This is a genomic window from Bacillus cereus group sp. MS39, from assembly GCF_040448665.1.
In the GTDB taxonomy this organism is placed as follows: Bacteria; Bacillota; Bacilli; order Bacillales; family Bacillaceae_G; genus Bacillus_A; species Bacillus_A wiedmannii.
The window spans coordinates 1,303,235-1,318,903 of sequence record NZ_CP123058.1 but is presented as its reverse complement, the minus strand read 5'-3'; the positions used below and the strand labels follow the sequence as shown (position 1 = coordinate 1,318,903).

Below are 15,669 nucleotides of genomic sequence, written 5' to 3'. Positions count from 1 at the left end.
CATAAAGATTTTCGTGATACAACATAAGAATCCTTCCTGCTGACAAAAGAAGAACTATTTCGCCATAAAGTGAAAACATTCGGCAATTATTTACTTTCATACGAATAGAAAAGCGGCAAAATGTTTGCCGCTATTTTGATGTTGAAAACATCCCAAAACTTCTTTTAAATAACTCCCACCAGCTCGCTGCAGCAACATCTTCTTTTGCTACAATTGTTTGTTTTAATAAAACATCTTTATCTTTTTTAATAACAAGTGTACCAAGCGCGTCACCTTTTTTAATCGGCGCTTTCACTTTCTTTTCAGCAATTACTTCTTGCTTTACTTTGTCCATATTTTCGCCCTTCTTCATAAGAAGAGACACATTGTCTGACGCAACTAAATCTACTTTTTCTTTTTTCCCTTTTCCTACTTGTACAGTCTTAATTTTTTCGCCACGTGTATACAATTTCTTTGTCATATATTGTCCAAATGCATAGTCAAGAAGCTTTGTTACTTGATTATTCCGTTCTTTCGATGTAGGTGCTCCCATAACAACTGAAATAACACGCATGCCATTTTTTTCAGCCGATGCTGTTAAACAATATTTTGCTTCTGTCGTAAAGCCCGTTTTCACACCATCTACTCCAGGATAAAAACGTACTAACTTATTCGTATTCACGAGCCAAAACTTCTTATCCGTATCTTCTCGTAAATAGTCTTCGTATTTACCTGTATATTTGCGAATAAGTGGGTACTTCATCAATTCTTTCGCCATTATAGCCATATCATTTGCTGTGGAATAATGGTCTTTAGCCGGAAGACCTGTTGGATTTTGAAAATGAGTATTTTTCAGTCCTAAATCTTTCGCTTTTTTGTTCATCATATTTACAAAACCTTCTTCTGAACCCGCGATATGCTCCGCTACTGCAACAGACGCATCATTTCCAGATGCAATAGCAATACCTTTTAGCATTTCATTTACAGTCATCTCTTCTCCAGGCTCTAAAAAGATTTGTGATCCACCCATTGAAGCTGCATGCTCACTTGCTCTAACTTTATCGGTCAGTTTTAGTTTTCCTTTTTCAACTTGTTCCATAATTAATAGCATTGTCATAATCTTCGTCATACTAGCAGGTGGTAACTTCTCATTTGGATTTTTATCAAACAAAACTTTACCTGTATCTTGTTCAATTACAATTGCTGATGACGCTTGTTCCGCTAACTTCGGCGTTGTTTCTTCTGTTTTTTCCTGCTTCGTCTTCTCAGATTGTGCGAAACTAACTGAAGTACCAGAAAGCAATAACATGAAACAAACAAGTATTCCAAAAACTCGCTTCATGACTAACCCTCCATTCTATATCAAACCTATTTTTTCCAATTTATTATTTTTTAATACCATATTTTTCTAATATTTTCAGTTGACAAATACATTCATCACCTATATTGTATTAAGTGTATTACATGCAGTAGTACACTTAATACAAGTCAGAAAGGAGACATTGCTCTTGCATATTCAACTTGATCCAAGAAGCAACACTCCGATATGGGAACAAATTGTTCAAAATATAAAAGAACTCGTATTGAAAAACATGTTAGCTCCAAGTGATAAACTTCCTTCTGTACGCGAACTCGCTTCTTTACTCGTTATAAATCCAAATACAGTAAGTAAAGCGTATCAAGAGTTAGAGCGACAAGGAATTATTGAAACATTACGAGGAAAAGGAACATTTGTATCCCAATCGATTACCCCAACATTAGACGAAAGGAAAATCGCTATGGTTCAAAAGCAATTTCATCAATTACTATTAGAAGCCTCTTATCTTGGTGTTACGAAAGATAAAATTCATGATTGGATAGATTCATACTATAAAGAGATTGGAGGAAATGCGGATGCTGAGAGTGAAAAACTTGAAGAAGACAATTGATAATCAAACAATTTTAGATGATGTTTCTTTCACATTACAAAGAGGAAGTATTATTGGATTACTCGGAAGAAACGGCGCGGGGAAAACAACTTTATTACGAACGATGGTCGGTATTTTAGACCCTGATGCAGGGACTGTTACATATGAAGATACAAACATTCATCAGTGTCCTGAAATAAAGCAAAAAATCGTATATGTTCCGGATTCTACTAACATATTGAACGGATATACGGTAAAAGAAATTGTAAAGTTTTATAAAGAAGTTTATAACGCATTTGATGAAGTATATTTCTATGAACTGTTGGAGCGTTTTAGCTTACCAAACAAACGAATTCGTAGTTATTCAAAAGGAATGAAAGCACTGCTTGCCATCATTTTAGCCGTTTCTACAAAGGCAGAATATATCATTTTAGATGAACCGACAAATGGACTTGACCCTATCGTTAAACGGCAGATCCTCCAATTTCTCGTTGGAGAAGTTGCAGATAAAGAGATTACCATTTTCATCTCAACGCACCATTTAGATGAAGTGGAACAAATCGCAGATACAATTATTATATTAAAAGGCCATACTATCTCGTCTATTACATCACTAGACGATGCAAAATCACGATTTGCTAAAATACAAGTTGCTTATGAACGTTCATTACCTCAAAAACTAGAAAACTTAAGCAATATTAAAATATTAAATCAAACAGGAAAAGTATTTACAATCTTAATTGAGGGAAATGTGGCTACAACACTGGAGAAGTTTTATAAAGAACAACCTATACTCATTGAAGAATTAACAATGTCACTTGAAGATGTCTTCGTTACGACACTGGAGGAGGATGGGTATGTTTCATAAGGCGTTGTGGATGTGGAATTGGAAACGCGGGAAATATGCTGTGTTACTATTCTTCTTTAGTTCGCTTTACTTGTTACCTTTTGGCTACTATAGAAGTGCTCAGCAACAACTTGATATGTATTACGAATTACAAGAAAAGGGGAAACATTATTATTATTTTTATACCTTTTCTTCAGGAGAAAGTAATAGTTTTTGGTTAACTATTCTTATCATTGCTTTAGCCTGCTTATTAATAGGATGGGAACGTAGCAACCAATCTAATACACTACTTATGACAATGCCATTTAAAAGAAAAGATGTTTTCTTATCTAAATGGACTTTCGGTTCCTTTTGTATTGTGATCTCGTTACTTGTAAATTGGATTCTTATGTATGTTATTTATAGAACAACTATTCATTTTGATTATCAATCATTTAGTCCATTTCACCGATACTTTCTTTATGCAATTGTTTCTTATATCGCAGTCTATACAGCTGCACTATGCATCGGTACTTTTACTGGCAGTGTTGTTTCACAGATTGTTTTTTGTATTCCGTGGTTACTAGCAGGGGTTACATTTATTACATTACTATACACTTTTACAACAAACCATTTGTACGCTGCAGATATTAAAAATGAAAACTTATATCGACAACTTTATGAAATCAATCAAAAAACAAATATAGTTGCACCAATTAATCACTTTTCTATCAATTATTACTATGATCCGGAATCCCGTAAGATCGAGAACAATCCAACTGCTTTAAGAGATCCAGCATCTCATATATATTATTCAGCCAAGTCAATGCTAGTCCCTATTTTCTATACGATATTTTATTTACTACTTGGGACATATTTATATACACGATCGCCAAATGAAAACGGTCAAAAGATATTTATTTTCCAAAAGCATTTAAAAATATGGATATGGGGGACAACCATTTACTTTGCATTACTAGGCGGCTATAAAATAAACAATTTTAATTTCTTACCGAGCTACTATATCGGTTTGTTTCTAACTGGAATCATTACTTATGTTATATTATCACGCCTAACAAATTATAAAGTTTTTTAAAGGAGAGATCCTATGTTTCAAAAAGCACTGTGGCTAAGAACGTATCAGCAAAGTAAATATGTTGTATGGTTATTTTGGCTTGTCAGCTTCTATACTTTTTCATATAAATACTATATGACTTCTATTCAAGAGCAACAATTTCTAAATGACATTAAAAAGTGGAACTATGTATATCATTACCACTTTGATTTAACACTTCTAGATCCTGTCATGCTGTTAGGTAGCGTACTGATCGTCCTAGCTTGTACGTTAATTGGATGGGAAAGACAAAATAACGCTAGCGACTTGTTATGGTCTATGCCATTTAAACGTTCACACCTCTATATAACAAAGTGGTTGTTTGGAGTCTGTAATATTGCCGCTGTTGTCATTTTAAACTGGGGGCTATTTGCTATTATGAAAAAGGTAACTTTTCATAATAAATATCAAGTATTTTCCCCCTTTCATAGTTATTTTATATACATGTTAATTGTATTAATCGCTATTTATACACTTACCTTATGTGTAGGTACAATTGCAGGGAATATTATATCGCAAGGATTTCTCACTGCAGTTATATTAATCTTCCCTGCTTTACTTCCATCACTTATCTCAGGAGTCATTGCTGTTCACTCAAACACTGAATTTCATGAGGACACTGGCCTTATACATGATGTGATGAAAAGCATACGTATTTCTAGTCCAGCAGAAGATTTTACTATTAACTTTAATTATGATCCACAAAGCGCTTATACCGATCAAAATGGAGTACGTCATAACGAACCAAACTTTACAAAGATTCCACCGGCAAAAACATTGATTGGACCTATCGCACATATCATTATTTTATTACCACTCGGTATATATTTATATGCCCGTTCAGTCAATGAGCGAAATGGTAACTACTTATTATATCCGAAACTACAAAAAGTAGTTATGGGTTGTGCGATTTTCTTTGGTGGAATGGTTGGAGGTTTAATGCTGAGTCGTGCGCAGTCATTGTCCAGCTTTTACATCGGATTTTTAGTGACTAGTTTCATTACGTATTTCTTCCTACCTAAAATATTAAAATGGAAAGTCTCTTGGAATTTTAAATAAAATAACCTCCTCTTCATGAGGAGGTTATTTCACATTCTCTCTTCTTTTCCCATACTCTTTTTCTTGCTTCGTTCCAAATCCATCACCATTTGCCACGATTTGATCTGTTGGAGCAACTATGCTTTCAGCAATTCGCCATTCCCCCCCTTGTTGAATAAACACTTGCATAAAATAATTCATGCCATTTAACTGATACGGATTTTCTTTTTTCACTTCATAACGAGCTGAAACATAGTACACTTGCACATTCTCAGCTTCAAACTTAGAAATATATTGCGATAATCTCGGGATATACTGCGATGCTTTCTGAAGTGGAAGCTGTTTTACTTTTATAAGAGAAGATTTTGTCACATTGCTTATCGTATCTTCATGCCGAAGGTTATCACTATGATGAAATAAAATAGCATTCTGCATTGAACGAATCCATAGTTTTGAATATAAAACAGGTTGCTTATTTGAAATATGTTGTAATTCTTTCTGAACGACTTGAAGAGGCGTTGCGGCATCCGCGAATTGATTAAAGCAGAAAAAACTTCCAATCATAATGAAAAACGTACAAATACGTTTCATAATTTTTCACTCCGATTCTTTTTAATTAAAGTATTGGAGTTTCAAAATGTTTTTATTCAAAAGAAAAAGGATAGGAAAGCTTTCGCTTCCTATCCTCATTTATTATAATACGCGGCCAAATAGCTCTAACACCATTTCGATTTCTTGGTCGCTCCAACCTTTAAATTTCTCTTTATAATATTCTTTACGCACAGCTTCAAGTTTTTCAGTTACTTCTCTTCCATGTTCTGTAATTTCTAGGTACACGATACGACGGTCTGAATTTGAACGCTTTCTTTCTACAAACCCTTTTCGTACGAGACGATCAGTAACAGCTGTAATATGACTAGAGGTTACGTTTACTTCACTCGCAATTTGCGAAGCCATCTGTGGACTCTTTAAAAATAACGCGCGTAATACAGAAAATTCATTGTATGGCATATGTTCTGCAAAACGTGTATTAATATCATTTTGTAATAAACGTATCATCTTTCGAAATGATCCGGATAACTCTAAAATCAGTGTTTCTCTTTTTTCGTTCACTAGCCTCGTCCCTTTTTTATCATATTTACACATATTATAATCTATAAATACCCTTATTGTATATGCTTTCTTTCTTTAACATTCTCATTTATGTAACTTTTTCATACAAATTTCTTTTTTGTTCACACATATACATATAAATAAGGATGGTGATGGAAGATGCAAGGTGGAATGAATCCTTATTTACACAACGTACGTACAGCTAATACTGGTAAAGAAGCTACCATTACGGTGCAAGGTGAAGGCGTTGTAAAAGCAAAACCAAATGTTGTTATATTAACGATTGGTATTCGTACAGATCATAAAAATGTAAAACAGGCACAAGAAGAGAATGCAGTGCAATCAAAACAATTATTAGATGCACTAAAACAACTAGGTATTGCCGACCAAAATATAGAAACCATTTCATATACGATTACGCCCCAGTACGAATATGTAAATGATAAAGCATTACTGCAAGGATACCGTGTGGAACATTTGTATGAAATTACCGTTTTAAATGTACAAAAAGCAGGGGAAGTATATGATATAGCCGTTTCAAATGGAGCAAACTTAGCAAAAGGTTTACGTTTTCGGATATCTCATCCAAATAAATATTATGAGCAAGCTCTCATTCAAGCTCTGCAACAAGCGGTAGAAAAAGCTCGTGCTATTGCGAGTACATACAATTTAAACATTAATCCTGTTCCACTCTCATTCGTTGAAGAATCCGCCCAATTACCACGGGAAGTGACGTCCTATGCTACTTTACATGCACAAGCAGCTCCGCCCATTCAATCGGGAGAATTAGAAATCATTTCAACAATACGAGCGATTTTTACGTATTTATAAATAATTTCATTTATAAGTAAACGTTATCATTTTCCTTGTTGTAAAAACATGATGTTCTGATATAATAAAGGACGGTGAGCTCTTACGAAAGAGATATCACGGGTGGGAGAGGGATATGAAAAAGAAGGTTTAACATGAAAGGAATACTTGAAAGAACATTTAAATTAGGTTTACACGAAACATCACCAAAACAAGAAGTTTTAGCTGGAGTTACGTCATTTTTCACGATCGTATATATTATGATTGTAAATGCATCCATTTTATCCGATGCTGGCATTCCTCTTGAAGCTGGAATTTTAGCAACTGTTTTCAGTTCATTTATCGGATGTCTGCTCATGGCATTTTGGGCAAATGCACCTGCTATTCTTGTCCCTGGTATGGGTGTAAATGCATTCTTCACGTACACTGCTGTGCATACGCTCGGATTAACTTGGCAGGAAGCATTAGCAGCTGTCTTCATCTCTGGTATTATTTTTGCAATTGCTGCGTTTACACCAATCGCTCGCGTGCTTTCAGTATCGATTCCAAAATCATTAAAGGAAGCTATTACTGTCGGTATCGGATTATTTTTAGCATTTATCGGATTGCAAAAAGGTGGTTTAGTCGTTTCGAATCCAAATACTGCTGTTGCAATGGGGAAATTAAGTAACCCTGTCGTTCTTGCGACCGTGCTTACTCTTATCGTTGCACTTGTACTATTTATTCGTAACGTACGTGGAAGCTTTTTATGGACGATTGCAATAGGAACTGGTATTGCATGGCTATTTGGTCTTGTTGATACAAGTCAAATCGGAAATAGTTCATTCTCATTCGCTAATTACGGCGATGTGTTTGGAGCTATGTCATTTGGCAAACTTTCTTCCTTACCGTTTTGGATTGCAACATTCTCCTTAAGCATGGTGCTTATTTTTGAGAACATGGGACTTCTGCACGGTTTATTAGAAGATGACCGTAAATTCCCACGTGCTTACCAAGCCAATGCAATTTCAGCAATGACATGTGGTCTATTTGGCACAAGCCCTACCGTATCAACAGTAGAGAGTGCCGCAGGTATTACTGCAGGCGGAAAGACAGGTCTGACGTCTATCGTTACAGGGTTGCTATTCTTTGCATCACTGTTTGCACTTCCGTTTGTCAAACTAATTCCTGATAGTGCCATTGCACCAATCTTAATTATTATTGGCGGCCTGATGATTACAAGCATTCAGCAAATTCCTCTGAACGATTTTTCAGAAGGATTTCCAGCGTTCTTAATTATCGTCATGATCCCGCTCACATATAGTATCGCTGATGGCATTGCGTTCGGATTTATTGCTTATCCTATCTTAAAAGTTGCTCTTGGAAAGCGTAAAGAAGTCGCACCGTCTATGTATATCGTTACATGCTTATTCTTAGCCATGTTTGTATTACATGCTATTGGTTAAGTAAAAACACCGAGGAATTTTCCTCGGTGTTTTTTTACTTAAACCATCCTTTTTTATAAAACCAAGCCATCATGCCACCGCCAATTAGTGCCATTAGAAGTAGACAAATAAAATAACTATATTGTCCACCAAGCTCTGGCATATGCGTAAAGTTCATTCCGTATACTCCCGCAATAAATGTTAATGGCATGAAAATAGTCGAGAATACAGTTAATGTTTTCATAATGTTATTCATATGATGTGAGTTTAATGAAAAATAGCTATCTCGAATATCTGCCGTTAACTCCCGGCTTGCCTCAATCATTTCTGTCAGTTTAAGTAAATGATCATGTATATCTTTAAAGTAAATTTCATGATCACTTATACCGTAAAAACGAGTCGAATTTAAAATACGATACAATAAATCACGCATCGGAATGATTGTACGCCTTAGTTTTGATAAATCTGCACGTATATCAAATACTTCTTCTAGCACACTTCCTGCTGTCTCACCCGTTAAATTATCATCAATGGCATTTAAATGATCCTCAATGTAATATACAGGCGCAAAATAGTCGTCCACAATTTGGTCGATAATGGTATGCGCTACGTGTAAAGGACTATTTTTAATACGCTTCTTTTCTCCAAGTGTTTTCCATACTCTTTCGATTGCATTATTATGAGAAAAGTGGAAAGAAACAATAAAACGATCACTTATAAATAAATCGATCTCGTGCGGTTCTAATCCATCCTCACCAAATGCATGAAGAACTAAAAAGTTATATCCATCATAAAAATCAACTTTTGGCCTCTGTACATATTCTATACAGTCTTCAATTGCAAGGGGATGGAACTTAAAATGATCTTGCAAAATGTATGTATACTCTTCTTTCGTTGGCTTATATAAATCTAGCCAATACCATACAATATGGTCTTTCGTTGTTTCTTCTAGCGAAACATCATATAATACTTCATCTGTTTTTGTTATTGCACAAATTCTAATCATAATTTCACCCATTATTATTATAAACAAAAAATAGCAAAAAAAGCCAAGGAGAAATACTCCTTGGCCCTTTTTTATTATTCAGTAACGATGCCGTGCACTAATGTTGGTGCATCTACATGTTCGTTAGCAATCTTCATGTTCTCATAAATTTTTGCTTTTACATCTTCCACATTTTCACGGTTTGCGTAAATTGTAACAAGGGATTCACCTTTTTTCACGCTGTCCCCTACTTTTTTGCGAAGCATTAAGCCAACTGCTAAATCAATTTCAGATTCCTTCGTCGCACGTCCTGCTCCTAAAAGCATTGCTGCTGTTCCGATTTCGTCTGCAACGATTTCTGATACATAACCGTCTTCCTTCGCTTCTACTTCAATTTTAAACTGTGCTTGTGGTAATTTCGAAGGATCATCAACAACAGAAGCATCGCCGCCTTGCGCTGATAAGAACGTTTTAAATGATTCTAGCGCTTTACCGTTGTTCATTACTTCAATTAATTTCTCACGTGCATCTTCTAAAGATGAAGCTTGTCCAGCAAGGTATACCATTTGACTTCCAAGCGTTAAACATAACTCTTCTAAATCTTTCGGCCCCTTACCTTGTAATGTATCAATTGCTTCTTGTACTTCAAGTGCGTTACCAATCGCCTCACCAAGTGGTTGACTCATATCAGAAATAACAGCCATCGTATTACGACCAACGTTATTACCAATGCGCACCATTGCTTCTGCTAAACGTTTTGCATCTTCATCTGTTTTCATAAATGCACCTGCTCCAGTTTTTACATCAAGAACAATTGCATCTGCGCCAGCAGCAATTTTTTTACTCATAATCGAACTTGCAATAAGCGGAATTGAGTTTACTGTTGCCGTTACATCACGAAGTGCATATAACTTTTTATCCGCAGGTGTTAAGTTTCCACTTTGACCAATAACTGCGATTTTGTTTTCATTTACAAGTCGCATGAATTCATCATTTTCGATTTCAACATGGAATCCTGGAACTGCTTCTAATTTATCAATTGTACCACCAGTATGTCCTAACCCACGTCCAGACATTTTTGCAACCGGTACACCTAAAGCGGCTACTAATGGACCTAACACAAGTGTTGTTGTATCACCAACACCACCTGTTGAGTGCTTATCTACTTTTATCCCTTCAATAGCTGATAAGTCGATTGTATCACCGCTATTTACCATTGCCATAGTTAAATCAGCACGTTCTTGATCGTTCATATCTTGGAAGAAAATTGCCATTGCAAGTGAACTTACTTGGTAATCAGGAATATCACCATTCGTATATCCTTCAACAATAAAGTTAATTTCTTCTGTCGTTAATGCATGTCCGTCACGTTTTTTTGCAATTAGGTCCACCATTCTCATTGTGAGGTCACCCCTTCATTTGTTTTACGATTGCTTTTACTAATGCTAAGAAGTTAGCTTTAACACGTTCTGTCGTTTCGATTACTTCATCGTGATGAAGTGGCTGATCTAAAATACCAGCTGCCATATTTGAAATACAAGAAATACCAAGTACTTTCATACCAGCATGACGCGCTACAATTACTTCAGGTACTGTTGACATACCAACTGCATCTCCGCCAAGTGTACGAAGCATACGAATTTCAGCAGGTGTTTCATATACAGGACCTGTCATTCCAACGTATACACCTTCTTGTACTTTAATATTTAAGTCCGCTGCAACTTGTTTCGCCATTTCACGAAGTTCTGTCGTATATGATGTAGACATATCAGGGAAACGTACGCCCATTTCAGAATCATTCGGTCCGATTAATGGATTTGTACCCATGAAGTTAATGTGGTCTGAAATTAACATAAGATCGCCTGGCTCAAATGATGTATTTACACCACCAGCTGCATTCGTTACAACAACTGTTTCTACACCTAGTTCTTTCATAACACGAACTGGGAATGTTACTTTTTGCATGTCGTATCCTTCATAGAAGTGGAAACGTCCTTGCATTGCTACTACTGTTACACCTTGAAGTGTACCGAATACTAGTTGACCTGCATGACCTTCTACAGTTGATACTGGGAATTCAGGGATTTCACTGTAAGGTACTGTTACTGCGTTCTCGATTTCATCTGCTAATACACCTAGTCCAGATCCAAGGATTAGTCCTACTTGTGGCGTTTCTTGAAATTTCTCTTTTAAGTATGAAGCTGATTTTGTAATAAGTTCACGATTCATTTGTTTATCCCCCTATTTCTTTAGCTCGTTTAAGAAGCTTGTTCCATGTTCTGGCATTTTCACGCCGAAGTTTTCTGCTACCGTTGCACCAATATCAGCAAATGTTTGACGAATTGATAATTCTTGTCCGCCATCTTTCATGCTTGGGCTATATGCTAATAACGGTACATATTCACGTGTATGATCAGTACCGTGGTGAACTGGATCATTACCGTGGTCTGCTGTAATTAATAATAAATCATCTTCTTTTAGTTTTTCGAATACTTCTGGAAGACGAGCATCATACTCTTGCAGAGCTTCTCCGTATCCTTGTGGATCACGGCGATGTCCAAATAATGCATCAAAGTCAACTAAGTTCAAGAAGCTAAGACCTGTAAAGTCCATGTTTAATGTATCTACAAGCTTATCCATTCCATCCATATTAGACTTCGTACGAAGTGACTCAGTTACACCTTCACCATCATATATGTCAGAGATTTTACCGATAGCAATAACATCGTAGTCACTATCTTTTAATTCATTCATTACCGTACGGCCGAATGGTTTTAATGCATAATCATGACGGTTTGGTGTACGTGTAAAGTTTCCAGGCTCACCAACGAATGGACGAGCGATAACGCGCCCTACCATGTACTTCTCATCTAACGTTAATTCACGTGCAATTTTACAAATTTTATATAACTCATCAAGCGGCACTACTTCTTCGTGTGCTGCGATTTGTAATACGCTATCAGCAGAAGTGTAAACGATTAAAGAACCTGTTTCCATTTGTTCTTGACCAAGTTCATCAAGAATCTCAGTTCCAGAAGCTGGTTTATTACCGATAATTTTACGACCTGTTTTTTCTTCTAATTCATCAAGTAATTCTTTTGGGAATCCTTCAGGGAACACTTGGAATGGTGTATCAATGTAAAGACCCATGATTTCCCAATGTCCTGTCATTGTATCTTTACCAGTAGATTTCTCTTGCATTTTTGTATAATATCCAAGCGGTTTTTCTACTTTAGAGATACCTTTCATTTCACGAATGTTACCAAGACCTAACTTCACCATATTTGGCATTTGTAATCCATTCATATGTTCAGCAATGTGACCAATTGTGTCAGAACCTAAATCACCAAATTGCTCAGCATCCGGTGCTTCGCCGATTCCTACAGAGTCCATTACGACTAGGAATATACGTTTATATTTATTCATAACTGCGACCTCCTATAAGTTCAGTTCTACTTCTTGTAGTATGTTCAAAACGCTATAAAGTGAAACTGTTCTCCATAAGAATTCTCTTTCGTTCTCATTGTCAAACAGTACTTCTTTAATTGATTCTCTAACCTATTTCGTTTACTTTGAAACGACTCAAAAACATTTCTAGTTTTTTCTAAGTCAGATGTCAGACATCTGATACTGATATCATAACATGTTTACGCTTTCTTTTTAATACATTTTCGTAGAATTTCTCATTTTCTTCACACTTCTATTGTAATCCATTATGCAAATAAGTGCTAATTATTTTATGATTTATTTCTTCATATAAAGTGAAACTTTGATTAGCAGGAGTTTAGTTCTTCTCCACTGATTATTAGCCCTCATCAATTGGACGTTTACGGAATAAAAATAAAAAGCAGCTCTAAAGAGCTACTTTTTATTTTACTTCTACTGTTTCTTCTTTATGTTCATGTAGTTCGCCTTTTTTAACATGAACTTTCACTTTGTAAGAACCGTTTTCTTTGAAAGTATGTTTCGTTTCATACTCTCCTTTATTTCCTTCTTTCGCTGGAATAAATTCGTGTTTTTCAACACCATCTTTCCAAATCTCAAGTTGTACTTCAGCACCAGTTAACGCTTCTTCTTTTTGTTTTAAATGAACTTTCATAGTTGATTCAGCATTTGCTTTTATATCACCAGCCATAAGATGGATCATTGTATCGCTTTTATGATCGCCATGCCCTGCACCGTGATCACTATTTTCTTTTTTCGCATCTTCTACTTTCGCATTTCCTACAGCCACTTTTACTTCTGGCATAACATGCATTTCACGTGCATTTGTGTGAGCGATAATATGGTACACTCCATCCGTCTCGAACGTTTTCTCTACTGCATAAACACCTTTTCCTTTATGCTTCCCATCTAACATCTCGTGCTTTTCGTCGCCAGCTTTCCAAATTTCAAACTTTACATCATCAGCATCTGTTACTTTTTCTTTTCCTTGTGTAACAAGTGCTTGTACTTCTGTTTTTTCACCAGGTTTAATTTCTTTCGGATTTGTTTGAACTGCTACTTTTACAGCTTCTAGTTTCTGTTCTTTTTTCGGTTCTTCTTTGTTTGTATTACAGCCAGCCAATGCTAGCATCGCGATAAATAAAGTCATAATAAGTTTTTTCATCATCATTTCCTCCTTCATACCTTATTTAGTATAGAGGAAATACATTGTAATATTCTAGTCTTCTGCTGAAAACAATGTACGAAATGTTTGTGAAGTTTTTGTGAAGTACTATAGCCTTTTGAATCTATGAAAAAAAGAGCATAGTAACTATGCTCTCGGATGAAACTGTTTATATACATCTTTTAATCTAGCTTTTGAAACATGCGTATAAATTTGCGTCGTTGAAATATCTGCATGTCCTAGCATTTCTTGCACAGCACGCAAGTCTGCTCCATTTTCTAATAAATGCGTAGCAAAAGAATGGCGCAACGTATGTGGTGTAAGCTCTTTTTCAATATTTGCTTCTTTCGCCAATCGTTTTAAAATTTTCCAAAATCCTTGTCTTGATAATCGATTCCCATGATGGTTTAAAAAGAGTGCATCTACCACTTTTTTACCCATCAATTCTCTTCTTCCCTTTTCAATATACTTTTGAATCGCTTCCGTCGCTAAACTTCCTAGTGGAATAATTCTTTCTTTATTCCCTTTCCCTATGCAACGAACAAACCCCATCGTTAAATGTACATCTTCTAAATTTAAGGCAATTAATTCCGAAACACGAAGTCCTGTTGCATAAAGTAACTCTAGCATCGCTTTGTCACGAACCCCAAAAGCACTCGTCATTTTTGGCGTCTGAAGTAACGCCTCTACTTCATCGATTGATAGCACTTTCGGTAATTTCCGTTCTCCTTGCGGCGTTTCAATATGTACGGATGGGTCGTGCTCTACCGCTCGTTCACGAAGTAAGAATTGGTGAAACGAACGAATCGATGCAATATGACGTGCTAATGTTTTCGAAGATTTTCCGTTTTCTTTTAAGTGCTGCAGAAAATTAACAATGTGCAAGCGTGTCACTTCATGAAAGCTTTTCGCCTGTTCTACATTTTGCAAATACTTTACATAACTTTTTAAATCACGTTCATAAGATACTACTGTATTTTTCGCTAGCCCTTTTTCGACAACCATATAATGAATAAAATCTTTTAATTGATCTTCCAATCTACACTACTCCCCATTTTCATAGAAAAACATCATTCTATTTACGAAAGCATCCTTTGCCGGCTCTTCATTCCCTGATACTTTTTCTACAGTCTCTTCTTTTGGTTTTTCATAACGATGATAACTTTCATATTCTTCATTTATCCATAGTATAGCGAAATAAAACAAAATCGTACAACTTGTAAATAATAAAAATACTTTTATCCCATCAAAAGTTAATTTTAAAGCTCGGCGCATTGTAAATTCCTCCAAAATATAAGTTATTACAACATATGCCAAGCTTTCACCAATTTATACCTTATTCAAATAAAAAACCTCTTCCTAGATAAATAGGAAAAGGTTATTTTTCATCCGTTTCATTTTCTTGACAATTTTTACAAATCCCATGGAATGTTAAACGATGATCTTTCACCTTAAAGCTCCAGTCACGTTCTACTTTCCTTTCCACTTCACCAAGTAAATCTTCTTGTATTTCTTGTACAGCACCACATTGTGTACAAATCAAATGATGGTGAAAACGCTGCGCACCTTCTTGGCGTAAGTCATAGCGTGAAACACCGTCTCCGAAGTTAATCTTATCGACAACTTTTAACTCAGATAATAGTTCTAAAGTTCGATAGACGGTTGCTAATCCGATCTCTGGCGACTTTTCTTTTACAAGGAGGTAAACATCTTCTGCGCTTAAATGATCTTCTTCATTTTCTAGCAGCACACGAACTGTTGCTTCACGTTGCGGTGTTAATTTGTAGCTCGCTGCATGTAATTGCTTCTTAATTCGTTCAATTCTTTCTTCCATTCGGTACTACTCCCTCCTCGCCACTCTTAC

Annotated in this window: 17 protein-coding genes; 6 read left to right on the top strand and 11 right to left on the bottom strand. The window is 35.8% G+C overall.

The genetic code is table 11. The features are described 5' to 3' along the window. Positions 1-130: 130 nt before the first annotated feature. Positions 131-1,321 carry a serine-type D-Ala-D-Ala carboxypeptidase DacF gene (gene dacF, locus QEP67_RS06970; protein WP_000831992.1) on the bottom strand — a complete coding sequence of 397 codons (1,191 nt, stop codon included), beginning with the start codon at positions 1,319-1,321 and terminating at the stop codon, positions 131-133. A 166-nt stretch (positions 1,322-1,487) separates the two neighbouring features. On the opposite strand from dacF, the gene QEP67_RS06965 reads away from it, so the two are divergent. From QEP67_RS06965 to QEP67_RS06950, 4 genes are read left to right on the top strand one after another with little or no spacing between them, the layout of a single operon-like run. Beyond that, complete coding sequence (locus QEP67_RS06965; RefSeq protein ID WP_000548043.1) at positions 1,488-1,907, top strand: GntR family transcriptional regulator; 420 nt, start codon at positions 1,488-1,490, stop codon at positions 1,905-1,907. Continuing rightward, on the top strand, positions 1,873-2,754 hold the full coding sequence (locus tag QEP67_RS06960) for an ABC transporter ATP-binding protein (RefSeq protein WP_353706549.1): 882 nt from the start codon (positions 1,873-1,875) through the stop codon (positions 2,752-2,754). The genes QEP67_RS06965 and QEP67_RS06960 overlap by 35 nt, the downstream gene beginning before the upstream one ends. Beyond that, entirely contained in the window at positions 2,744-3,808 is a 1,065-nt protein-coding gene (locus QEP67_RS06955) for an ABC transporter permease subunit (RefSeq protein ID WP_000468538.1), read from the top strand. Before QEP67_RS06960 ends, QEP67_RS06955 begins: the two co-directional genes overlap by 11 nt. Positions 3,809-3,820: 12 nt before the next feature. Then, entirely contained in the window at positions 3,821-4,885 is a 1,065-nt protein-coding gene (locus tag QEP67_RS06950; RefSeq protein ID WP_061672333.1) for an ABC-2 transporter permease, read from the top strand. Between the two features lie 24 nt (positions 4,886-4,909). Here the strand turns inward: QEP67_RS06950 and QEP67_RS06945 are convergent, their stop codons facing one another. Together QEP67_RS06945 and QEP67_RS06940 are read right to left on the bottom strand one after the other, a co-directional pair. Beyond that, the gene (locus QEP67_RS06945) at positions 4,910-5,455 is read right to left on the bottom strand and encodes a hypothetical protein (RefSeq protein WP_000820917.1); all 546 of its coding nucleotides are present in this window, start codon (positions 5,453-5,455) and stop codon (positions 4,910-4,912) included. A 102-nt stretch (positions 5,456-5,557) separates the two neighbouring features. Beyond that, positions 5,558-5,977 (bottom strand): MarR family transcriptional regulator, encoded by a 420-nt coding sequence (locus QEP67_RS06940; RefSeq protein ID WP_001003308.1) that lies wholly within the window; start codon positions 5,975-5,977, stop codon positions 5,558-5,560. Between the two features lie 159 nt (positions 5,978-6,136). Here QEP67_RS06940 and QEP67_RS06935 point away from each other — a divergent pair, with 159 nt between their 5' ends. Continuing rightward, a complete protein-coding gene (locus QEP67_RS06935) occupies positions 6,137-6,808 on the top strand; it encodes an SIMPL domain-containing protein (protein ID WP_001161445.1) in 672 nt (223 codons plus the stop codon). A 134-nt stretch (positions 6,809-6,942) separates the two neighbouring features. Then, positions 6,943-8,232, top strand: a complete 1,290-nt coding sequence (locus tag QEP67_RS06930) for an NCS2 family permease (protein ID WP_000676233.1) — start codon at positions 6,943-6,945, stop codon at positions 8,230-8,232. 34 nt (positions 8,233-8,266) lie between these two features. Here QEP67_RS06930 and corA read toward each other — a convergent pair whose 3' ends face one another. The 8 genes from corA to QEP67_RS06890 all read right to left on the bottom strand — a co-directional run bounded on the left by corA (position 8,267) and on the right by QEP67_RS06890 (position 15,639). Further along, positions 8,267-9,229, bottom strand: coding sequence for a magnesium/cobalt transporter CorA (gene corA / locus QEP67_RS06925; protein WP_002008459.1), 963 nt, complete (start codon positions 9,227-9,229; stop codon positions 8,267-8,269). 62 nt (positions 9,230-9,291) lie between these two features. Then, positions 9,292-10,596 (bottom strand): pyrimidine-nucleoside phosphorylase, encoded by a 1,305-nt coding sequence (locus QEP67_RS06920; protein ID WP_001243064.1) that lies wholly within the window; start codon positions 10,594-10,596, stop codon positions 9,292-9,294. A 7-nt stretch (positions 10,597-10,603) separates the two neighbouring features. Then, positions 10,604-11,425 (bottom strand): purine-nucleoside phosphorylase, encoded by an 822-nt coding sequence (locus QEP67_RS06915; protein WP_001078444.1) that lies wholly within the window; start codon positions 11,423-11,425, stop codon positions 10,604-10,606. Positions 11,426-11,437: 12 nt separating this feature from the next. After that, the gene (deoB, locus tag QEP67_RS06910) at positions 11,438-12,622 is read right to left on the bottom strand and encodes a phosphopentomutase (RefSeq protein ID WP_064472669.1); all 1,185 of its coding nucleotides are present in this window, start codon (positions 12,620-12,622) and stop codon (positions 11,438-11,440) included. A gap of 442 nt (positions 12,623-13,064) precedes the next feature. Further along, on the bottom strand, positions 13,065-13,808 hold the full coding sequence (locus QEP67_RS06905; RefSeq protein ID WP_002107764.1) for a FixH family protein: 744 nt from the start codon (positions 13,806-13,808) through the stop codon (positions 13,065-13,067). 144 nt (positions 13,809-13,952) lie between these two features. Next, the gene (gene xerD, locus QEP67_RS06900; protein ID WP_000390083.1) at positions 13,953-14,843 is read right to left on the bottom strand and encodes a site-specific tyrosine recombinase XerD; all 891 of its coding nucleotides are present in this window, start codon (positions 14,841-14,843) and stop codon (positions 13,953-13,955) included. 6 nt (positions 14,844-14,849) lie between these two features. After that, positions 14,850-15,080, bottom strand: coding sequence for a YqzK family protein (locus QEP67_RS06895; protein ID WP_001250432.1), 231 nt, complete (start codon positions 15,078-15,080; stop codon positions 14,850-14,852). A 103-nt stretch (positions 15,081-15,183) separates the two neighbouring features. After that, complete coding sequence (locus QEP67_RS06890; protein WP_000392657.1) at positions 15,184-15,639, bottom strand: Fur family transcriptional regulator; 456 nt, start codon at positions 15,637-15,639, stop codon at positions 15,184-15,186. Positions 15,640-15,669: the final 30 nt, after the last annotated feature.

Bases quoted from the DNA above. Each gene is read 5' to 3' on its own strand.
- dacF (WP_000831992.1), bottom strand. From the start codon at position 1,321: ATGAAGCGAGTTTTTGGAATACTTGTTTGTTTCATGTTATTGCTTTCT.
- QEP67_RS06960 (WP_353706549.1), top strand. From the start codon at position 1,873: ATGCTGAGAGTGAAAAACTTGAAGAAGACAATTGATAATCAAACAATT.
- QEP67_RS06955 (WP_000468538.1), top strand. From the start codon at position 2,744: ATGTTTCATAAGGCGTTGTGGATGTGGAATTGGAAACGCGGGAAATAT.
- QEP67_RS06950 (WP_061672333.1), top strand. From the start codon at position 3,821: ATGTTTCAAAAAGCACTGTGGCTAAGAACGTATCAGCAAAGTAAATAT.
- QEP67_RS06945 (WP_000820917.1), bottom strand. From the start codon at position 5,455: ATGAAACGTATTTGTACGTTTTTCATTATGATTGGAAGTTTTTTCTGC.
- QEP67_RS06935 (WP_001161445.1), top strand. From the start codon at position 6,137: ATGCAAGGTGGAATGAATCCTTATTTACACAACGTACGTACAGCTAAT.
- QEP67_RS06930 (WP_000676233.1), top strand. From the start codon at position 6,943: ATGAAAGGAATACTTGAAAGAACATTTAAATTAGGTTTACACGAAACA.
- corA (WP_002008459.1), bottom strand. From the start codon at position 9,229: ATGGGTGAAATTATGATTAGAATTTGTGCAATAACAAAAACAGATGAA.
- QEP67_RS06920 (WP_001243064.1), bottom strand. From the start codon at position 10,596: ATGAGAATGGTGGACCTAATTGCAAAAAAACGTGACGGACATGCATTA.
- QEP67_RS06915 (WP_001078444.1), bottom strand. From the start codon at position 11,425: ATGAATCGTGAACTTATTACAAAATCAGCTTCATACTTAAAAGAGAAA.
- deoB (WP_064472669.1), bottom strand. From the start codon at position 12,622: ATGAATAAATATAAACGTATATTCCTAGTCGTAATGGACTCTGTAGGA.
- QEP67_RS06905 (WP_002107764.1), bottom strand. From the start codon at position 13,808: ATGATGAAAAAACTTATTATGACTTTATTTATCGCGATGCTAGCATTG.
- QEP67_RS06895 (WP_001250432.1), bottom strand. From the start codon at position 15,080: ATGCGCCGAGCTTTAAAATTAACTTTTGATGGGATAAAAGTATTTTTA.
- QEP67_RS06890 (WP_000392657.1), bottom strand. From the start codon at position 15,639: ATGGAAGAAAGAATTGAACGAATTAAGAAGCAATTACATGCAGCGAGC.